Origin of the sequence: Amycolatopsis acidicola, assembly GCF_007713735.2 — a bacterium.
GTDB classification, from domain to species: Bacteria; Actinomycetota; Actinomycetes; order Mycobacteriales; family Pseudonocardiaceae; genus Amycolatopsis_E; species Amycolatopsis_E acidicola.
Genome location: NZ_VMNW02000137.1, coordinates 1 through 15,962 on the forward strand (window position 1 = coordinate 1; position 15,962 = coordinate 15,962).

Below are 15,962 nucleotides of genomic sequence, written 5' to 3' on the forward strand. Positions count from 1 at the left end.
CGCCCGCGTGGCGTGCGTCGCCCGCCCCGCACCACCCGCGATCTCGCCGCCCGGGATCCTCGCCGCCTCGACCCTTCGACCGCACACTGGGTTGACTTTTCCAACTAACCCAGTAGGTTCGATAACAGGACTAAGGAGGTCAGATGGAGATCGCTGGCAGTGTGGCGCTGGTTACGGGTGCCAACAGGGGCTTCGGATGCAAGCTTGCGGCAGAGCTGCTCTCGCGAGGGGCAACGGTTTACGCCGCGGCCCGCGATCCCCGCTCGGTCGATCTGGCCGGGGTCACGCCGATCGCGCTGGACATCACCGATCCGGCGTCGGTCGCGGCCGCGGCCGAGGTGGCGCGGGACGTCACGCTGTTGGTGAACAACGCGGGCAGCGCGTCCGGCGCGACCTTGCTGGAGGGTGCGATCGCGGACGTGCGGCGCGACATGGACACGCACTTCTTCGGCACACTCTCCGTGATCCGGGCGTTCGCGCCGGTGCTCGCGGCGAATGGCGGGGGCGTGGTCCTCAACGTGCTGTCCGCGTTGTCGTGGTTCAGCTACCCGTCGACGGGGGCGTACTCGGCCGCGAAGTCCGCCGAATGGGCTCTGACGAACGCGCTGCGCCAAGAGCTTGCGGGCCACGGGATCCGCGTGAGCGGGCTGCACGTCGGCTACATGGACACGGACATGACGGCCCGCATCGACGCGCCGAAGAGCGATCCGGCGGCCATCGCGAAGCTCGCGATCGACGGGATCGCCGCGGACGAGTACGAGATCCTCGCCGACGACGTGAGCCGCCGCGTGCAGGCCGGGCTCGCCGGAGGGGTGCGGGCGCTGTACCCGGCGCTGCCCTGACACGCACCGCGACGAAAGCCGCCTGACGCGACTCGCGACGAAGCGCGCGGCGGCAGCAGCAACGAGCCCCTGACCCGGACCCGCGAAGTAACCCCGGCGGAGCCCACGGCAGCACCCTTAAACGAGCCCCTGACCCGGACCCGCGAAGTAACCCCGGCGGAGCCCACGGCAGCACCCTTAAACGAGCCCGGCAAGGAGCCCCCACGCGAAACCCCGCGACGTGCCCCACCACAAACCCCACCACAAACCCCGCGACGTGCCCCACCACAAACCCCACCACAAACCCCGCGAACACGCCCCAAGAGAACCTACAACTGCACCCCGCGGGTGAGCGCCCCGTCGACCACCAGATTCGTGCCCGAGATGAACGACGCGCGCGGGCTCGCCAGCATCGCGACGGCGTACGCGATCTCCTCGGGGCGGCCCATCCGCCCGGTCGGGTTGAGCGCCAGCGCCTGGCCGAACAGCTCCGGGTTCCCGTTCTTCGTGCGTTCCCAGATCCCGCCGGGGAACAGCACGTTGCCCGGCGCCACGCTGTTCACCCGGATTCCCTTGTCCGCGAACTGGAAAGCCAGGCTCTGCGCGTAGTGCACGAGCGCGGCCTTCAGCGAACCGTAAGCGGCGGCGGCGAAATCGATCTCGCGGCCGGACACGCTCGAAACCACCACGACCGACGCCGCCTCGCTTTTTTCGAGGAACGGCAGGGCGGCGTCGACGAGGTGGACGGTGTGCATGAGGTCCACGTCGAAGCTCGCGCGCCACTTCTCCTCGTCCGGGCCGATCGCCAGCGCGCTCACGTTCGCCACCAGGATGTCCAGCCCGCCCAGGGCATCCGCCGAATCCCGCACCCACGCGGCGAGCGACGGGCCGTCCGCCACGTCGACGGCGCCGCCGACGACACGGGCGCCGGCGCCGGTCAGCTCGGTGACCGCGGCTTCGACGTCGGATTCCGTGCGCGCGCAGAAGGCGACGGCGGCCCCTTCGCCGGTGAGCGTGTCCACCACCGCCCGGCCGATTCCCTTGGTGCCGCCGGTGACCAGCGCGCGCAGTCCGTTCAGCTGGAGGTCCATGATCAGCTCCTAGAGGCTTGCCGCCCGCTCGCGCAGGTAGCGGTGCATTCCTTGGTACGCGTCCGCCGCGGGCAGGAGGTTCTTCGGGATCTTCGTGACCGCGCTGTAGTTCGCGTCGACGACGTTCGCCAGCGGGGCCTGGCCGATCTGCGTGAGCAGCTGGTACGCGTCCAGCCGGTCGAGGCCGTACAGCTCGTGCAGCCAGTCGATCATGCCCACCTGGCTCGCCCGCCACGCGTCCTCCAGCGGCCGGGACGAACCGACCACGACGTAGTGCCCGTCCTGCTCGATCCGCGGCCACACCGGGGCATGTCCCTTGATCAGCTCCACGATGAGGGTCACGTTCATCGCGCCTTCGACCGCCGTGCCGCAGGCTTCGCCCTCGCCCTGCCGATAATGCCCGTCTCCCACCGAAAACAGCGCGCCTTCGACGTTCACGCCGAGATAGCAGGTGGCGCCGGCGCGCATCTCCGGCGTGTCCATGTTGCCGCCGAACTTGTCCGGCACCAGCGAAGTCCGCACCTCCCGCCCGGCGGGGGCGACGCCGACGGTGCCGAGCATCGGCTCCAGCGGCAGGTCCAGCCGCAGCTGCCCGCGCAGTGCTTCGAACACCACCACCTCACGCTCCCGGTCGAGCTGGTAGATCCAGGTCAGCTCGGGCAGCGGCTCGTGCAGCAGCGCCGTGCGGTCGGTGCCGGTGAGCCCGCCGAAGAACGGGATCGTCGCCGACGCCGCCCAGTCGCGCGCGGGTTCCAGCTCCGCGAAATGCAGTGCTAGCGTGTCGCCGGGCTCCGCGCCCTCTACGTGGAACGGGCCGGTCTGCGGGTTCACCTCGGTCATGTCCAGGCATTCGCTGGGCCGGTCCGACGGACTCTGCAGCCGCCCGCCGAACGCGTCCTCCGTCCACAGCCGGAGCGCGGTGCCGGGGGCGATCCGGCGCACCGGCTCCACGCCGCCGAACGTCCACGCGTACTGGTCTCGCTGGGGCCGGAACTCCACGACGTCCATGCGAGGCGATCCTGCTCCGGCCCGCTTCCCCTGACAAGCGGGGGAGAATGGGGCGGTGGTGAAGACGGCGAACGGCGAGTCGGTGCTGGGCCGGGTGGTCCGGATCTTCGAGGTGTTCGGCTCGGAGGTGACGGCGCTGGGCGTCTCCGAGCTGGCCCGCCGGGCGGATCTGCACGTCGCGACGGCGTCGCGGCTGGTCGAGCGGCTCGTCGGCTATGGCTGGCTGCAGCGCGACGAGGACCGCAAAGTCCGTATCGGCGTGCGGTTGTGGGAGCTGGCCGCGCGCGCCTCGCCGACCTTGCCGCTGCGCGAGACGGCGATGCCGTTCATGGAGGATCTGCACGCCGTCGTCGGGCACCACACTCAGCTCGGCGTGCTCGAAGGCGACGAAGTGCTGTTCCTGGAACGCCTCTCCAGCCGGAAGGCGGTCATCAACCTCACGCGCATCGCGGGACGCCTGCCGCTGCACGCGTCTTCGTCCGGGCAGGTACTGCTGGCTTTCGCGCCGGCGGAGCTGCAGCAGCGCATCCTCGATGGCCCGCTGCGGGCCTACACCCCGGCCACGCCCACGGATCCGAAGAAGCTGCGCACCCGGCTGGCCGCCATCCGCCGCGACGGGTACGCCCTGTGTCCCGGCTACATCGACGAGGCCGCGACGGGAATCGCGGTGCCGGTGCGGGCGCCGGACGGGGAAGTGGTGGCGGCGCTCGGCGTGGTGGTGCCGAACGATGCCAACGCGCGCATGCAGGTTCCGGCGCTGCGCGCGGCGGCGCTCGGGATCTCCCGGTCTCTCATTAGATGAGAATCGCGTAGCGGGCCGCGCCGGTGGCGGCCGACCCTCGGGACACCCGTTCCCGAGGAGTGCGTCGATGACGATGACGACGGCCGAACTGCTGGTGACCGAGAAAACCCCGGTGGCACAAGGGGTCGTGGCCCTGACGCTGGCGCGGCCGGACGGCGGGCGGCTGCCGGACTGGGCTCCCGGCGCGCACCTCGACCTGGTCCTGCCCGGCGGGCTCGTCCGCCAGTACTCGTTGTGCGGCGACCGCTGGGACGCCCGCGCCTACCGGATCGCGGTGCTGCGGGAACCCGGCGGGCGCGGCGGTTCCGCCTTCGTGCACGACCGGCTGCGCGTGGGGGACGAGGTCGCGATCGGCGGGCCACGCAACAACTTCCCGCTCGTCCCGGCCCGCCGGTACGTGTTCGTCGCGGGCGGCATCGGGATCACCCCGTTGCTGCCGATGATCCGGCAGGCCGGACTACTCGGCGCGGACTGGCGGCTGCTCTACGGAGGCCGGACCCGCGGATCGATGGCGTTCCTGGACGAGCTCCCCGCCGACCGGGTCGTGGCGCGGCCGCAGGACGAGTTCGGCTTGCTGGACCTGGATTCCTGGCTGCCCGAACCGGCGCCGGACACCAAGGTCTACTGCTGCGGGCCCGAACCGTTGCTCGCGGCCGTCGAAGCGCGGTGCGCGGGATGGCCGGCCGGGCTGCTGCGCACGGAGCGGTTCGTGCCCAAGCAACTGGGCGCACCCGCTCGCGCCGAGCCGTTCGAGGTCGAACTCGCGCGCTCCGGCCGGTCCACGACAGTCCACCCGGGACAGTCCGTGCTGGACGCTCTCGGTGACCTCGGCGTGCCCGTGCTTTCGTCCTGCCGCCAAGGGACTTGCGGCACCTGCGAAACCGGGGTGCTCGCCGGGGAGCCCGAGCACCGCGACTCGCTCCTCGACGACGCCGAACGCGCCGCCGGTGACTGCATGTTCGTCTGCGTCTCCCGCTCCCGCACCGACCGTCTCGTCCTCGACCTGTGAAGGGGCCCGCCATGCTGCCCGCCACCGACGCCGACCCGTTCTCCCACGACGTGCTCGAAAACCCCTTGCCGCTGCACGCGAAACTGCGCGACGCGGGCCCCGTCGTGCATCTCGAACGCTACGACGTCTACGCGCTCGCGCGCTATGAACAGGTGCACGCCGCGCTCACCGACTGGCAGCATTTCCAGTCCGCGGCCGGGGTCGGGCTGGCCAACTTCCGCTTCGAAAAGCCCTGGCGTCCACCGAGTCTCCTGCTCGAGGCGGACCCGCCCGGGCACGACGCGCCGCGCGCGGTGCTGTCGAAGATCCTCGGCCCGCGCGCGTTGCGGAAGCTGCGCGCCGCCTGGTTCGCCGACGCCGAGAAACTGGTCGACGAGGTGCTGGTGGACGACGAGTTCGACGCCGTACCGGCGCTCGCGGAGGCGTTCCCGTTGCGCGTCTTCCCCGACGCCGTCGGGATTTCGAAGCAGGGCAGGGAAAACCTCCTGCCCTACGGCGACCACCTGTTCAACTCCTTCGGCCCGCCCAACGATCTCGTGGCCCGCGGGCAGGCGAAGATCGGGGCGAGCACCGAATGGGTCACCGCCCGGTGCGCGCGGGAAGAGCTGGCTCCCGGCGGATTCGGCGCGGCGATCTGGGCCGCCGCCGATCACGGCGACATCACCCCCGCGCAGGCGCCCCTCATCGTGCGCTCACTGCTGTCCGCCGGAGTGGACACCACGGTGCACGGGCTGGCGGCGGTGCTTTACGCGCTGGCGGTGAATCCCGTGCAATGGCAACGACTCCGGGACCGGCCCGGCCTCGCGCGGGTGGCGTTCGACGAAGCCGTGCGCTGGGAGTCGCCCGTGCAGACGTTCTTCCGCACCACCACCGCCGAGCTGGAAATCGGCGGGACCGTGGTGCCCGACGGGAAGAAGCTGCTGATGTTCCTCGGCGCCGCCAACCGGGACCCGCGCCGCTGGGACACGCCCGGCGAGTTCGACCTGTTCCGCGATCCGTCCGGGCACGTCGGGTTCGGCATGGGCCTGCACCAGTGCGTCGGCCAGCACGTGGCACGGCTGGAGGCGGAAGCCCTGCTCAGCGCGCTGGCCGCGCGGGTGCGCACGATCGAACCGGCTGGCCCGGCGCGGCGCCACCACAACAACACGCTGCGCGCCTGGGAATCGCTGCCGGTGGCCATCCGCCGCTGACCCCTCGCGGGCGTCCCTCTAATCGCCTAGCTTGATCACATATAGGCACCGATGTCGCGGCGATCCGGGATCAACCGGTCCCTCGAACGGATGAGTCCACGATGCTGACCGGCAGAAGGCACGGGAGGGTGGGCCGCGTTGGGGTCACGATCGCACCACTGGGACGCGGGACAGGACCGCGCCGGGGGCTGGATACGACCGCACCACCGGGACGCGGGACAGGACCGCGCCGGGGACTGGACATGACCGCACCACCGGGAGCCGAACGGGACCACGCCATCGGGAGGCGGCGCGAAACCACGCCGGGGGGCTGGATATGACCGCGATCCTGGCCAGCAGGCCGGTTCGGGAGGCGTCGGCGCTGGCCCGCACCACCCCGGGGATACTCAGCGCGTTCGCACTGGTACTCGTCGTGGCCGGGCTGCTCGCGGGCCTGTTCACCGCGCTTTCGGTGCAGCAGCGCGCCCAGGCGCTGGACAATCTCGCCACCCGCAGCGGGCCGCTGACAGCCGCGGCGGAGGAGGTCTACCGCTCGCTGTCGGACGCCGACGCGACGGCCACCAGCGCGTTCCTGGCCGCGGGGCTCGAACCCACCGTCTCCCGGCAGCGCTACGAGAACGACATCGCGCAGGCGAGCAACGCGCTCGCCATCGCTGTCGCGGCGCGGGAAGCGGCTGACGTGACGGCGCAAGGCAGCCCGCTGGCCACGCTTTCCCAGCAGCTGCCGGTCTACAGCGGACTGGTCGAGACGGCGCGCGCCGACAACAGGCAGGGGCTGCCGCTGGGCGCGGCCTACCAGCGCGAGGCGTCCAACCTCATGCGCACGCGGCTGCTGCCCGCCGCGGAAACCCTGTACCAATCGGAAAACAACCAGCTCACCGCGGACCAGAACCGGGCGGGCGCGTTCCCGTGGGCCGAGGTCCTGCTGGCGCTCGTCGTGATCGCCCTGCTCGTGGTGGCGCAGATCTTCGTGCGGCGGCGCACGAACAGGGTGTTCAACGCCGGCCTGCTCGTGGCCACGGCGGCGGCGGTGATGTCGCTGCTGTGGGTGCTCATCGCGTCGATCGGCGCGATGGTGGCGGCGAGCGACAGCCGCACGGAGGGGTCCGCGCAGGTCGATGTCCTTGCCAGGGCCCAGATCGCGACGCTCGCGGCACGTTCGGACGAGACCCTGACCCTGGTGGCCCGCGGCGCGGGCAAGGCGTACGAAGACGACTACGTGAAAGTGCGCGCCCAGCTGGACAAGCTGATCGCCGACGCGCAGGCCAGGGCCACCGACGACGACGTCCGAGCTCCGCTCGATCTCGCCCAGAAGGACAGCCGGACCTGGGCCGACTCCCACACGAAGATCCGCGCGGCGGACGACTCCGGCGACTACACCACCGCCGTGCAGCTGGCCAACGATACCGGGCAGACCGGGGCGGCGGGCGCCTTCGACCGGCTCGACAACGATCTGCAGAGCGCGATCGACACCACCCGGAACACGTTCGGCGCCAAGGTCGCCGACGCGAGCGAGGCACTCGCCGGCACGGTCGCCGCGGTGAGCGTGCTCGCGGTCGTCGTGGCCGGTGCCGCCGCGGCCGGGATCTGGCGACGGCTGAAGGACTACCGATGAAACGGCTCGCGGGTGCGCTCCTGTTCGTGGCGCTGGTGCTGACCGGCTGCTCGACGGTTTCGATGACGACGATCCCGATCGTGCCGGCACAGGAACCCGTGCCCGGCGGCGCGGCGCCCGCGACCGCCTCGACCGCGCCCGCCGCGCAGAACTGCGGCGACCTGCTCGCCAGCTACCGCCCGCCGAGCCCGATGCCTTCGCCGGGGCAGATGCCCGCCGGCTCCACGATGGCGAAGATCCAGCAGCGCGGGAAGCTCATCGTCGGTGTCGACCAGAACACCCTCAACATGGGGTTCCGCGACCCGTTCACCGGGCAGATCCAGGGTTTCGACATCGACATGGCGCGCGCGGTCGCGCAGGCGCTGTTCGGTGATCCGGACGCCATCCAGCTTCGCGCGCTCACGTCGGACCAGCGGATCCCGGCGTTGCAGAACGGCGACGTGGACATCGTCGTGCGCACGATGACGATCACCTGTGACCGGGCCAAGCAGGTCAACTTCTCCTCGGTCTACTACGAGGCGCAGCAGCGCATCCTGGTCCGCCGCAACTCCGGCATCACCGGCTCCGCCCAGCTCGCGGGCCGGAAAGTGTGCGCCACCAAGGGATCCACGTCGCTCGCCGCGGTGCAGGCGCTGCCCGCCAAGCCGGTGGCCGTGGGCGTCGCGGACTGGACCGACTGCCTGCTGATGCTGCAGCAGGGTCAGGTGGACGCCGTGTCCACCGACGACGTGATCCTCGCCGGGATGGCGGCGCAGGACCGCTACACCGAGGTGGTCGGGGATTCGCTCGGGCCCCAGCCCTATGGGATCGCGATTCCCTTGCAGAACACCGACATGGTGGGCTTCGTCAACGGCGTGCTGGAGCGGGTGCGCGCGAACGGGACCTGGACCGCGTCCTACGGCAAATGGCTCGGCGGACTGCTGCCCGGCGCGACTCCCGCGCCGCCCGCTCCGCGCTACCGGAGCTGATCGGCGTGCTCGACGCGGACGAGGCCGACCGGACGCTGGCGGAGCTGGGCGCCGAAAGCGACCGGATGGCCGACGCCCTGCTGGCGATGGACACCCATCCCGGTCAGCGGCTGCTGTCCGGCCCGCTGACCGGCGTCACCCGGCGCCGGTGGGACGAGGCGAGCGCGACGATGACCGTGCTGTGGGAACAGTTCAACCGGCATCGGGCGCTGCTCGAGCAGGCCAGGGAAGTCCGCGCGCGCAAGCAGAAACCGGGTCCGGCCGAGCTCGGCGAGCTGACCGGGCTGCTCACCGGCACCGTCGTGGAGCTCGGCGCGGAACAGGTCCCGATCGAGCAGCGCAGCCTGACCGGGCCCGCGGTGGTCGCCGAGCGCGTCACCCTGACCGAGCTGGTCGGCCGGATGAAAACGGCCTACACCCAGGTCACCGAGGTGCTCGGGGCGGCCGAAAAGGCCTGGGACGCCACGATCGCCAGGATCGACCCGCTCGACACCAGCCTGCGTTCGGCCCAGCAGCTGGCCGAATCGCTCGGCGTGACCGAGCCGGAGCTGCCGCGGGCGGCCGAGGAGCTCGCCGACTTCCGGCGCACGGCGCTGACCGACCCGCTCGCCGCCGGGGTGCGGCCGCCCGAACAGCTGGCCAAACGGATCGAGGACATCCGCGCGGAACTGGAAAAACTGGCCCGTGTCAAGGAAAGTTACGAGGAACGGCGGCAACGCCTGGAGGACGGGGTCGCCGAGCTGGTCGCGCTGCGCGGCGAAGCGCGGACGGTGCACGACACGGTGCTGGAGAAGATCGCCGCGCCCGGTCTCGGCCCGTTGCCGGACCCGGTGCGCGGGCTTTCCGCCCGGCTGGGCGCGCTGCCCGGAATGTGGCGGGAGGGGCGCTGGAAAGCGCTTTCCGGCACTCTGGAAGAGCTGGACCGGGACGTGGCCGCGGCGCTCGCCGGGCTGCGCGCCCAGCTGGCACAACGCACCGGGCTGCTCGACCGCAGGCTGGAGCTGCGCGGCAGGCTCGACGCCTACCGGGCCAAGGCGGGCCGTCTCGGGTTCGCCGAGGACCTGACGCTGGCCGAGCTGCACCGCAGGGCGCACGAGGTGCTCTACACGATCCCGTGCGACCTCCGCGCGGCGACCGTGGCGGTGAACGAGTACCAGAAGGCGCTGCACGACGCCGGAACCGGCACGGAGGAGAGAAGATGAGCGCGTGTCCCCGCGGCAGCTGCGGCGGTGAGATCGACGAGGACGGCTTCTGCGACACCTGCGGCCTGGAAGCCACCTCGTCCCGTACTTCCGTCGGCGCGCCGTCCTCCCGCACTTCCGCTCCGTCGTCGCGTACCGGCACGTGGTCCTGGACGAGCCCGACGTCGGTTTCCTGGAGCACGCCCTCGTCGCCGGGTTCCCGGCCCTCGCGCCGGTCCACCCGCGTCTCCAGCCAGAACCTGCTCGGCCGCGGCGTGGTCGAAGTGCCCGCCGTGCCCCGGCGAGACCCGCGCGAGGCGGTGCTCAAAGACCCGCAGGTGCCGGAGAGCAAACGGTTCTGCAGCGCCTGCACCGCGAAGGTCGGCCGCGGCCACGACGGCAAACCCGGCCGCGTGGAGGGCTTTTGCCCGCGGTGCGGGCACCGGTTCTCCTTCACCCCGAAGCTCGTGCCCGGCGAGATGGTGCACGACCAGTACGAGGTGGCCGGCTGTCTCGCGCACGGCGGGCTCGGCTGGATCTACCTCGCGGTGGACCACAAGGTCGCCGACCGGTGGGTGGTGCTCAAGGGCCTGCTCGACACCGGCGACGCCGACGCGATGGCCGCCGCGGTCGCGGAAAAGCGCTTTCTCGCGCAGATGGAGCACCCGTCGGTGGTGCGGATCTACAACTTCGTCGAGCACCGCGACACCGGCTACATCGTGATGGAGTACGTCGGCGGCACCTCGCTCAAGGACATGATCAAGGCCAGACGCGAGCAGGAGGACCCGGCGGCGTGCCTGCCGCTGACCCAGGCCATCGCCTACGGGCTGGAGATCCTGCCCGCGCTCGGCTACCTGCACGGCAACGGGCTGGTGTACTGCGATTTCAAGCCCGACAACGCGATCCAGGTCGAGGACCAGCTCAAGCTGATCGACCTCGGCGCCGTCCGGCACGCCGACGACCAGCACAGCGCCATCTACGGCACCACCGGCTACCAGGCCCCGGAGGTCGGCAAGGAGCTGCCGTCGCCGCTGTCGGACATCTACACCGTCGGCCGCTCGCTGGCGGTGATGACGTTCCCGTTCGACTTCCACACCGCGTACCGGACCTCGCTGCCCACGCCGGACGAAGTGCCGCTGCTGGCCGAACACGAGTCGTTCTACCGCCTGCTGCTCCGGGCCACGAACCGCGATCCGGTGCTGCGGTTCTCCTCCGCCGAGGAGATGCGCGAACAGCTCGAAGGCGTGTTCCGGGAAGTGGCCGCAGCGCAGGACGGGCAGCCGCGGCCGGGGGCCTCGACGGAGTTCACCCCCGAGCGGCGCACCTTCGGGGTGCGTGGCACGCCCACGGGGGAGGAGGTCGCCGCGGCTTTGCCGGTGCCACGGGTGGACCTGGCCGACCCGGGCGCGGCGGTGCTGGCCGGGCTCGCCGAAACCGACGCGGCCGCGCTGGCCCGGGATCTGGCCGGGTCGCAGGTGCGGAGCATCGAAATCCAGCTGCGGCTGGCCCGCGCACAGATCGAGCTGCGGCAGTTCGCCGAGGCGCGCGCGACGCTCAACAAAGCCAAAGTCGGCCCGGGGGACTGGCGCGCGGAATGGCACCGGGGGCTGGCGGCGCTGGCCGAGGGCCGGCCCCACCAGGCGCGGCAGGCGTTCGAGTCGGTGTTCGACCTCGTGCCGGGGGAGCCGGCGGTGAAACTCGCGATCGCGGCGTGCGCCGAGCTGGGCGGCGACCTGGCCGAGGCCGACCGTTATCACCGCACGGTCTGGCGCACCGACCGCGCGTTCATCAGCGCCGCGTTCGGCCTCGCGCGGTCGCTGCTGGGCCGGGACGGCCGCGCGGAGGCGGTGGACGTCCTGGAGTCGGTGCCGGAGACGTCCAGTCATTACCTGGCCGCGCAGCTGGCGGCGATCCAGTCCCGCACCGGCATCGGCCGCGCCGCGGGGCTGTCCGAAGAGGACCTCGTGACGGCCGGGGATCGCCTGGCGCGGCTGGAACTCGACGAGGCGAGGCGCGCGCACGCCGCCCGCGATCTGCTCGAGTCCGCTTTGGACTGGGTGCGTGGCGGGCCCGACGGGAGTTCGCGAAAGGTGCTGGGGTGCCGGCTCGAAGAAGACGAACTGCGCCGTGGGCTGGAGAAGTGGTATCTGCGCCTCGCCCGCCAGGCCGGCACGCGCCGCGAGAAGATCTCGCTGGTGGACCACGCGAATCGCGTCCGGCCGAGGACCTGGTTCTAGTGGCGGCGCCGCGATGCCCCGACTGCGGGGAGGAAACCGGCCCCGGATTCCGGTTCTGCGAGAACTGCGGGGCGGCGCTGTGGTTGCGGCGCACCCCGGAAGGCGGCCCGCGCGGGCTCGTCCGGCCCGGGTGCGTGGCCTGCGGGGAAACGGTTTCCGAGGACGGGTTCTGCGAGCAGTGCGGCCGGGCACAGCCGGTGGGCCGTGACAGGATGGAGTTCGACCTCGGGTTCGTCGCCGGGGTCAGCGATCGTGGCCGCGTCCGCGTCCGCAACGAGGATTCGATGGCCTTCGCGACGCTGGGGCCGAAGAACGCGCCGGAGCAGGTCGTGGCCGTGGTGTGCGACGGCGTCGGTTCGACGGAGCGCGCCGACGAAGCCTCGCAGGCGGCGGTGGACGCGGCGTTGACGACTTTCGCCGCCTCGCTCGAAGCGGGCCGCGACGCGTATGAGTCCACAGTGGACGCTGTGGCGGCGGCGTTCCGCGCGGTCCGGCGGCTGGCCGAACCGGATCCGCAGGGGCTGTCGCCGTCGTGCACCTTCGTTTCGGCCGTCGTCACGGCCGAGGAGGTCACGGTCGGCTGGATCGGGGACAGCCGCGCGTATTGGCTCTCCGGCGGCACTTCCCGGCAGCTGACCACCGACGACACCTTGCACGCGCAGCTGGTGGCCGCCGGTGTCCCCGAAGAGGAAGCGGCCGCGGAGCCGAACGCGCTCGCGCTGGTGCGCTGGATCGGCGCGGACGCCCAGGAACGGCTGCCGAACGTGTTGACTCTGCCCGCAGGGCCGCCGGGCACGCTCGTGCTCTGCAGCGACGGGCTCTGGAACTACCTGCCCACCGCGGAAAGCATCGCGGCGAAGACCCCGGACGCGCCGCCGCTCGCGGTGGCGGCCGAGCTCACCGCCACGGCCTCGGCCGCGGGCGGCGGGGACAACATCACGGTCGTCGTGGTGCCGCACCCGTTCGACCACTCAGGGAGCGATCATGAGTGAGTTCTCAGTCGAGGTCTACCAGAACGAGTACCTGCCCCAGGGCGCGACGGAGGTCAACGCGATCGTCACGGTCACCTCGTCCGGCGGCGGGGGCGCACCGGCCGGGGGCGCGCCCGCCGCCGAGGTGATCATCGTGGACTGCTCGGGGTCGATGGATCACCCGCGCGCCAAGCTGATCGCCGCGAAACAGGCCACCAACGCCGCGATCGACACCCTGCGCGACGGGGTCGCCTTCGCCGTGATCTCGGGCACGGACATCGCGCAGCTGGTGTACCCGAAGCGGCTGGGCATGGCCACGGCGAGCAGTTCGTCGCGGGCCGAGGCGAAGAAGGCCGTGGACAAGCTGCGCGCCGACAGGGGCACCGCCATGGGGGAGTGGCTGCTGCTGGCGAAGCAGGTGTTCGCCACGCAGGCCGGGCAGCTGCGGCACGCGATCCTGTTGACGGACGGGAAGAACGTGCACGAGAAAGCGTCCAAACTGGACCGGATCCTGAACTCGGTGTCGGGGCAGTTCGTGTGCGACTGCCGCGGCGTCGGCACCGACTGGGAGGTCAAGGAGCTGCGCAGGATCTCCGAAACCCTGCTGGGGTCGGTGGACATCGTGGCCGAGCCCGAGGGGCTGGAGGCCGACTTCCGCGCCATGACCACAGCGGCCATGGGGAAGGAGGTCGCCGACGTCGCGCTGCGGGTGTGGACCCCGCAGGGCGCGCGGGTGAAGTTCGTCAAACAGGTCGAACCGTCCTTAGTGGACCTCACGGGGCGGCGCGCGGAAAACGCGCCGCGCAGCGGGGACTACCCGACGGGCGCCTGGGGCACGGAAAGCCGCGACTACCACGTGTGCGTGCAGGTGCCGGCCGCCGGGATCGGGGACAAGATGCTGGCCGCGCGGGTGAGCCTCGTGGCGCCGGGCGGCGAAGTGCTGGGCAAGGGGCAGGTGCTGGCGATCTGGACCGACGACACCGCGTTGTCCACCAAGATCAGCCCCGAGGTCGCGCACTACACCGGGCAGGCCGAGCTGGCCGAGGTGATCGAGGAAGGCCTTGAGGCACAACGGAAAGGCAACGTCGAGACGGCGACGGCGAAGCTCGGCAGGGCGGTCGCGCTGGCGACCGAGTCCGGGCACGAGGACACCGCGAAGCTGCTGGCGAAGGTGGTGGACATCGAGGATCCGGTGCGCGGCACGGTGCGGTTGAAGCGGTCGGTGAGCGCGGTGGACGCGATGACGCTGGAGAGCCGTTCGCAGGTGACCAAGCGCGTCGGGCGGTCCGACTCCGCGGAGGAGGACTGATGCCGGTCTGCGCGCAGGGCCACGATTCGGCCGACGACGAGTTCTGTGACGTCTGCGGGCTGGCCTTCGACGGGCCGGCCGCCGCGGAAGCCGTTGCGGCGCAACCGGAACCGGAGCCGGAGCCGAAGCCGTGCCCGGTCTGCGGGGCGACGCTGGAAGCCCGGTTCTGTGAGAACTGCGGAGCGGACTCGCTCGCCGTCCAGACGACGGAAGCGCCCGCCGCGGCCGAGCCGGTGCGGGCCGTGCAGTCGTGGTCGGTGGTCGTTTCGGCCGACCGCGCCTACTTCGAGAAGGTGAAGGCCGAGGGCGGGCCCGACGCCGAGCCGATCGAATTCCCGCCGTTCTGCCCGGAGCGGCATTTCCCGCTCTCGGGCGGGCAGGTGACCATCGGGCGGCGGAGCCAGAGCCGCGGGATCCTGCCGGACATCGACCTGACCGGCCCGCCCGAGGACATCGGGGTGTCCCGGCTGCACGCGCTGCTGGTGGCGGGTCCGGCAGGGTGGTCCGTCGTGGACATGGGCTCCGCCAACGGGACGTACCTCAACCGCGCGCACACTCCCTTGCCCGCCAACGTCCCCCACCCGCTGGAGGCGGACGACGAGATCCACCTCGGCGCGTGGACCACGCTCACCATCCACCCCGACGCGTAGTCCGCCTTTTCCGGTCACATCCGCACCGCGCGCGGGGTCGTAGAGACGACCCCCAGCCGAGGAGAATGTGACCGATGGACGAAAGAGAGTTCCTGGCGGAGCGCTTCGAAGAGCAGCGCACGAAGCTGCGGGCCGTGGCGTACCGGATGCTCGGCTCGGTCGCCGAGGCCGAGGACGCCGTTCAGGAGACGTGGCTGCGGCTGAGCCGTACCGACACCGGCGACGTCGACAACCTCGCGGCCTGGCTGACCACCGTCGTCGGGCGGGTGTGCCTGACGATGTTGCGCTCCCGCACCCGGCGCCGTGAGGAGCCTCTGGAGTTCCACCTGCCGGACCCGCTCGTCAGCAGTGCCGATGCCCTCGACCCGGAACAGGAGGCCATCCTCGGCGATTCGGTCGGGATCGCGTTGCTCGTGGTGCTCGAAACGCTGGACCCGGCCGAACGCCTCGCTTTCGTGCTGCACGACCTGTTCGCCGTGCCGTTCGAGGAGATCGCGCGGATCGTCGGCCGCAGCGAAGCCGCCACCCGGCAGCTCGCCAGCCGGGCACGGCGCCGGGTGCGCGGCGCCCCGGCGCCCGACACCGGCCTGGCGAGCCAACGCGAGGTGATCGACGCCTTCGTGGCCGCCGCCCGCGGTGGCGACCTGGAGAGGTTGATGGCGCTGCTCGACCCGGATGTCGTGGTCCGCACCGACGGCGGTCCGGGCAGGTCCAGCCGAGTGCTGCGCGGGCCGAAGGAGGTCGCCGAGGGCGCCATGCTCTTCCTGCGCTTCGCCGAGCTTGCCCGCCCCGCGATCGTCAACGGGGCCGCCGGCGCCGTCGGCATCGTCGACGGGCGCCCGGTCTCCGTCGCGGCGTTCACGGTGCGCGGCGGCCGCGTCGCCGCGATGGACATCCTCAGCGACCCCGCCCGGCTGGCGACGCTTGACCTGACAGTGCTCGATTCCTAAGGGGGCCGCCCGGCTGGCTGGGAGTCCTGCGATAGCCCACTCCCCACCGCCACCCCACTCACCGGAACCCGGCAACGCAACGCAAGCCACCCCACCACACACCAGCAAACCGCCGCCCGGCAACGAAAGCCGGGAACACCCACCGACCACACCCCTCCAC

Annotated in this window: 14 protein-coding genes; 12 read left to right on the plus strand and 2 right to left on the minus strand. The window is 71.6% G+C overall.

Translation table 11 applies throughout. The annotated features are described in order from the left end of the window. The first annotated feature begins 143 nt into the window (after positions 1–143). Positions 144–842: an SDR family oxidoreductase gene (locus tag FPZ12_RS42910; protein WP_150980771.1), complete on the plus strand. Its 699-nt coding sequence runs from the start codon at positions 144–146 to the stop codon at positions 840–842. 308 nt (positions 843–1,150) lie between these two features. On the opposite strand, the gene FPZ12_RS42915 is transcribed toward FPZ12_RS42910, so the two are convergent. Both FPZ12_RS42915 and FPZ12_RS42920 read right to left on the minus strand, forming a co-directional pair. Beyond that, positions 1,151–1,912, minus strand: coding sequence for an SDR family NAD(P)-dependent oxidoreductase (locus FPZ12_RS42915; protein WP_144759024.1), 762 nt, complete (start codon positions 1,910–1,912; stop codon positions 1,151–1,153). A 9-nt stretch (positions 1,913–1,921) separates the two neighbouring features. Continuing rightward, positions 1,922–2,920: an acetamidase/formamidase family protein gene (locus FPZ12_RS42920; protein ID WP_144759021.1), complete on the minus strand. Its 999-nt coding sequence runs from the start codon at positions 2,918–2,920 to the stop codon at positions 1,922–1,924. Between the two features lie 58 nt (positions 2,921–2,978). Here FPZ12_RS42920 and FPZ12_RS42925 point away from each other — a divergent pair, with 58 nt between their 5' ends. From FPZ12_RS42925 to FPZ12_RS42975, 11 genes are all read left to right on the plus strand, one after another. Then, entirely contained in the window at positions 2,979–3,722 is a 744-nt protein-coding gene (locus FPZ12_RS42925) for an IclR family transcriptional regulator (RefSeq protein ID WP_144759027.1), read from the plus strand. A 67-nt stretch (positions 3,723–3,789) separates the two neighbouring features. Further along, positions 3,790–4,731: a PDR/VanB family oxidoreductase gene (locus tag FPZ12_RS42930; RefSeq protein WP_144759018.1), complete on the plus strand. Its 942-nt coding sequence runs from the start codon at positions 3,790–3,792 to the stop codon at positions 4,729–4,731. Between the two features lie 11 nt (positions 4,732–4,742). After that, positions 4,743–5,921 (plus strand): cytochrome P450, encoded by a 1,179-nt coding sequence (locus FPZ12_RS42935; RefSeq protein ID WP_144759015.1) that lies wholly within the window; start codon positions 4,743–4,745, stop codon positions 5,919–5,921. 316 nt (positions 5,922–6,237) lie between these two features. After that, entirely contained in the window at positions 6,238–7,536 is a 1,299-nt protein-coding gene (locus FPZ12_RS42940; RefSeq protein ID WP_144759012.1) for a hypothetical protein, read from the plus strand. Next, positions 7,533–8,504 carry a glutamate ABC transporter substrate-binding protein gene (locus tag FPZ12_RS42945; protein ID WP_144759009.1) on the plus strand — a complete coding sequence of 324 codons (972 nt, stop codon included), beginning with the start codon at positions 7,533–7,535 and terminating at the stop codon, positions 8,502–8,504. The genes FPZ12_RS42940 and FPZ12_RS42945 overlap by 4 nt, the downstream gene beginning before the upstream one ends. Beyond that, on the plus strand, positions 8,441–9,706 hold the full coding sequence (locus FPZ12_RS42950; protein WP_144759006.1) for a hypothetical protein: 1,266 nt from the start codon (positions 8,441–8,443) through the stop codon (positions 9,704–9,706). The genes FPZ12_RS42945 and FPZ12_RS42950 overlap by 64 nt, the downstream gene beginning before the upstream one ends. Then, positions 9,703–11,922 (plus strand): serine/threonine-protein kinase, encoded by a 2,220-nt coding sequence (locus FPZ12_RS42955; RefSeq protein ID WP_144759003.1) that lies wholly within the window; start codon positions 9,703–9,705, stop codon positions 11,920–11,922. Before FPZ12_RS42950 ends, FPZ12_RS42955 begins: the two co-directional genes overlap by 4 nt. Further along, positions 11,922–12,914, plus strand: coding sequence for a PP2C family protein-serine/threonine phosphatase (locus FPZ12_RS42960; protein ID WP_144759000.1), 993 nt, complete (start codon positions 11,922–11,924; stop codon positions 12,912–12,914). Before FPZ12_RS42955 ends, FPZ12_RS42960 begins: the two co-directional genes overlap by 1 nt. Further along, on the plus strand, positions 12,907–14,202 hold the full coding sequence (locus FPZ12_RS42965) for a vWA domain-containing protein (protein WP_144758995.1): 1,296 nt from the start codon (positions 12,907–12,909) through the stop codon (positions 14,200–14,202). Before FPZ12_RS42960 ends, FPZ12_RS42965 begins: the two co-directional genes overlap by 8 nt. After that, on the plus strand, positions 14,202–14,852 hold the full coding sequence (locus tag FPZ12_RS42970; RefSeq protein WP_144758992.1) for an FHA domain-containing protein: 651 nt from the start codon (positions 14,202–14,204) through the stop codon (positions 14,850–14,852). Before FPZ12_RS42965 ends, FPZ12_RS42970 begins: the two co-directional genes overlap by 1 nt. Positions 14,853–14,926: 74 nt before the next feature. After that, positions 14,927–15,802, plus strand: coding sequence for a sigma-70 family RNA polymerase sigma factor (locus FPZ12_RS42975; protein WP_144758989.1), 876 nt, complete (start codon positions 14,927–14,929; stop codon positions 15,800–15,802). The last annotated feature ends 160 nt before the right edge of the window (positions 15,803–15,962 follow it).

Coding starts and splice junctions, on each gene's coding strand:
- FPZ12_RS42910 (WP_150980771.1), top strand. CDS start 144: ATGGAGATCGCTGGCAGTGTGGCGCTGGTTACGGGTGCCAACAGGGGC.
- FPZ12_RS42915 (WP_144759024.1), bottom strand. CDS start 1,912: ATGGACCTCCAGCTGAACGGACTGCGCGCGCTGGTCACCGGCGGCACC.
- FPZ12_RS42920 (WP_144759021.1), bottom strand. CDS start 2,920: ATGGACGTCGTGGAGTTCCGGCCCCAGCGAGACCAGTACGCGTGGACG.
- FPZ12_RS42930 (WP_144759018.1), top strand. CDS start 3,790: ATGACGATGACGACGGCCGAACTGCTGGTGACCGAGAAAACCCCGGTG.
- FPZ12_RS42935 (WP_144759015.1), top strand. CDS start 4,743: ATGCTGCCCGCCACCGACGCCGACCCGTTCTCCCACGACGTGCTCGAA.
- FPZ12_RS42940 (WP_144759012.1), top strand. CDS start 6,238: ATGACCGCGATCCTGGCCAGCAGGCCGGTTCGGGAGGCGTCGGCGCTG.
- FPZ12_RS42945 (WP_144759009.1), top strand. CDS start 7,533: ATGAAACGGCTCGCGGGTGCGCTCCTGTTCGTGGCGCTGGTGCTGACC.
- FPZ12_RS42950 (WP_144759006.1), top strand. CDS start 8,441: ATGGCTCGGCGGACTGCTGCCCGGCGCGACTCCCGCGCCGCCCGCTCC.
- FPZ12_RS42955 (WP_144759003.1), top strand. CDS start 9,703: ATGAGCGCGTGTCCCCGCGGCAGCTGCGGCGGTGAGATCGACGAGGAC.
- FPZ12_RS42965 (WP_144758995.1), top strand. CDS start 12,907: ATGAGTGAGTTCTCAGTCGAGGTCTACCAGAACGAGTACCTGCCCCAG.
- FPZ12_RS42970 (WP_144758992.1), top strand. CDS start 14,202: ATGCCGGTCTGCGCGCAGGGCCACGATTCGGCCGACGACGAGTTCTGT.
- FPZ12_RS42975 (WP_144758989.1), top strand. CDS start 14,927: ATGGACGAAAGAGAGTTCCTGGCGGAGCGCTTCGAAGAGCAGCGCACG.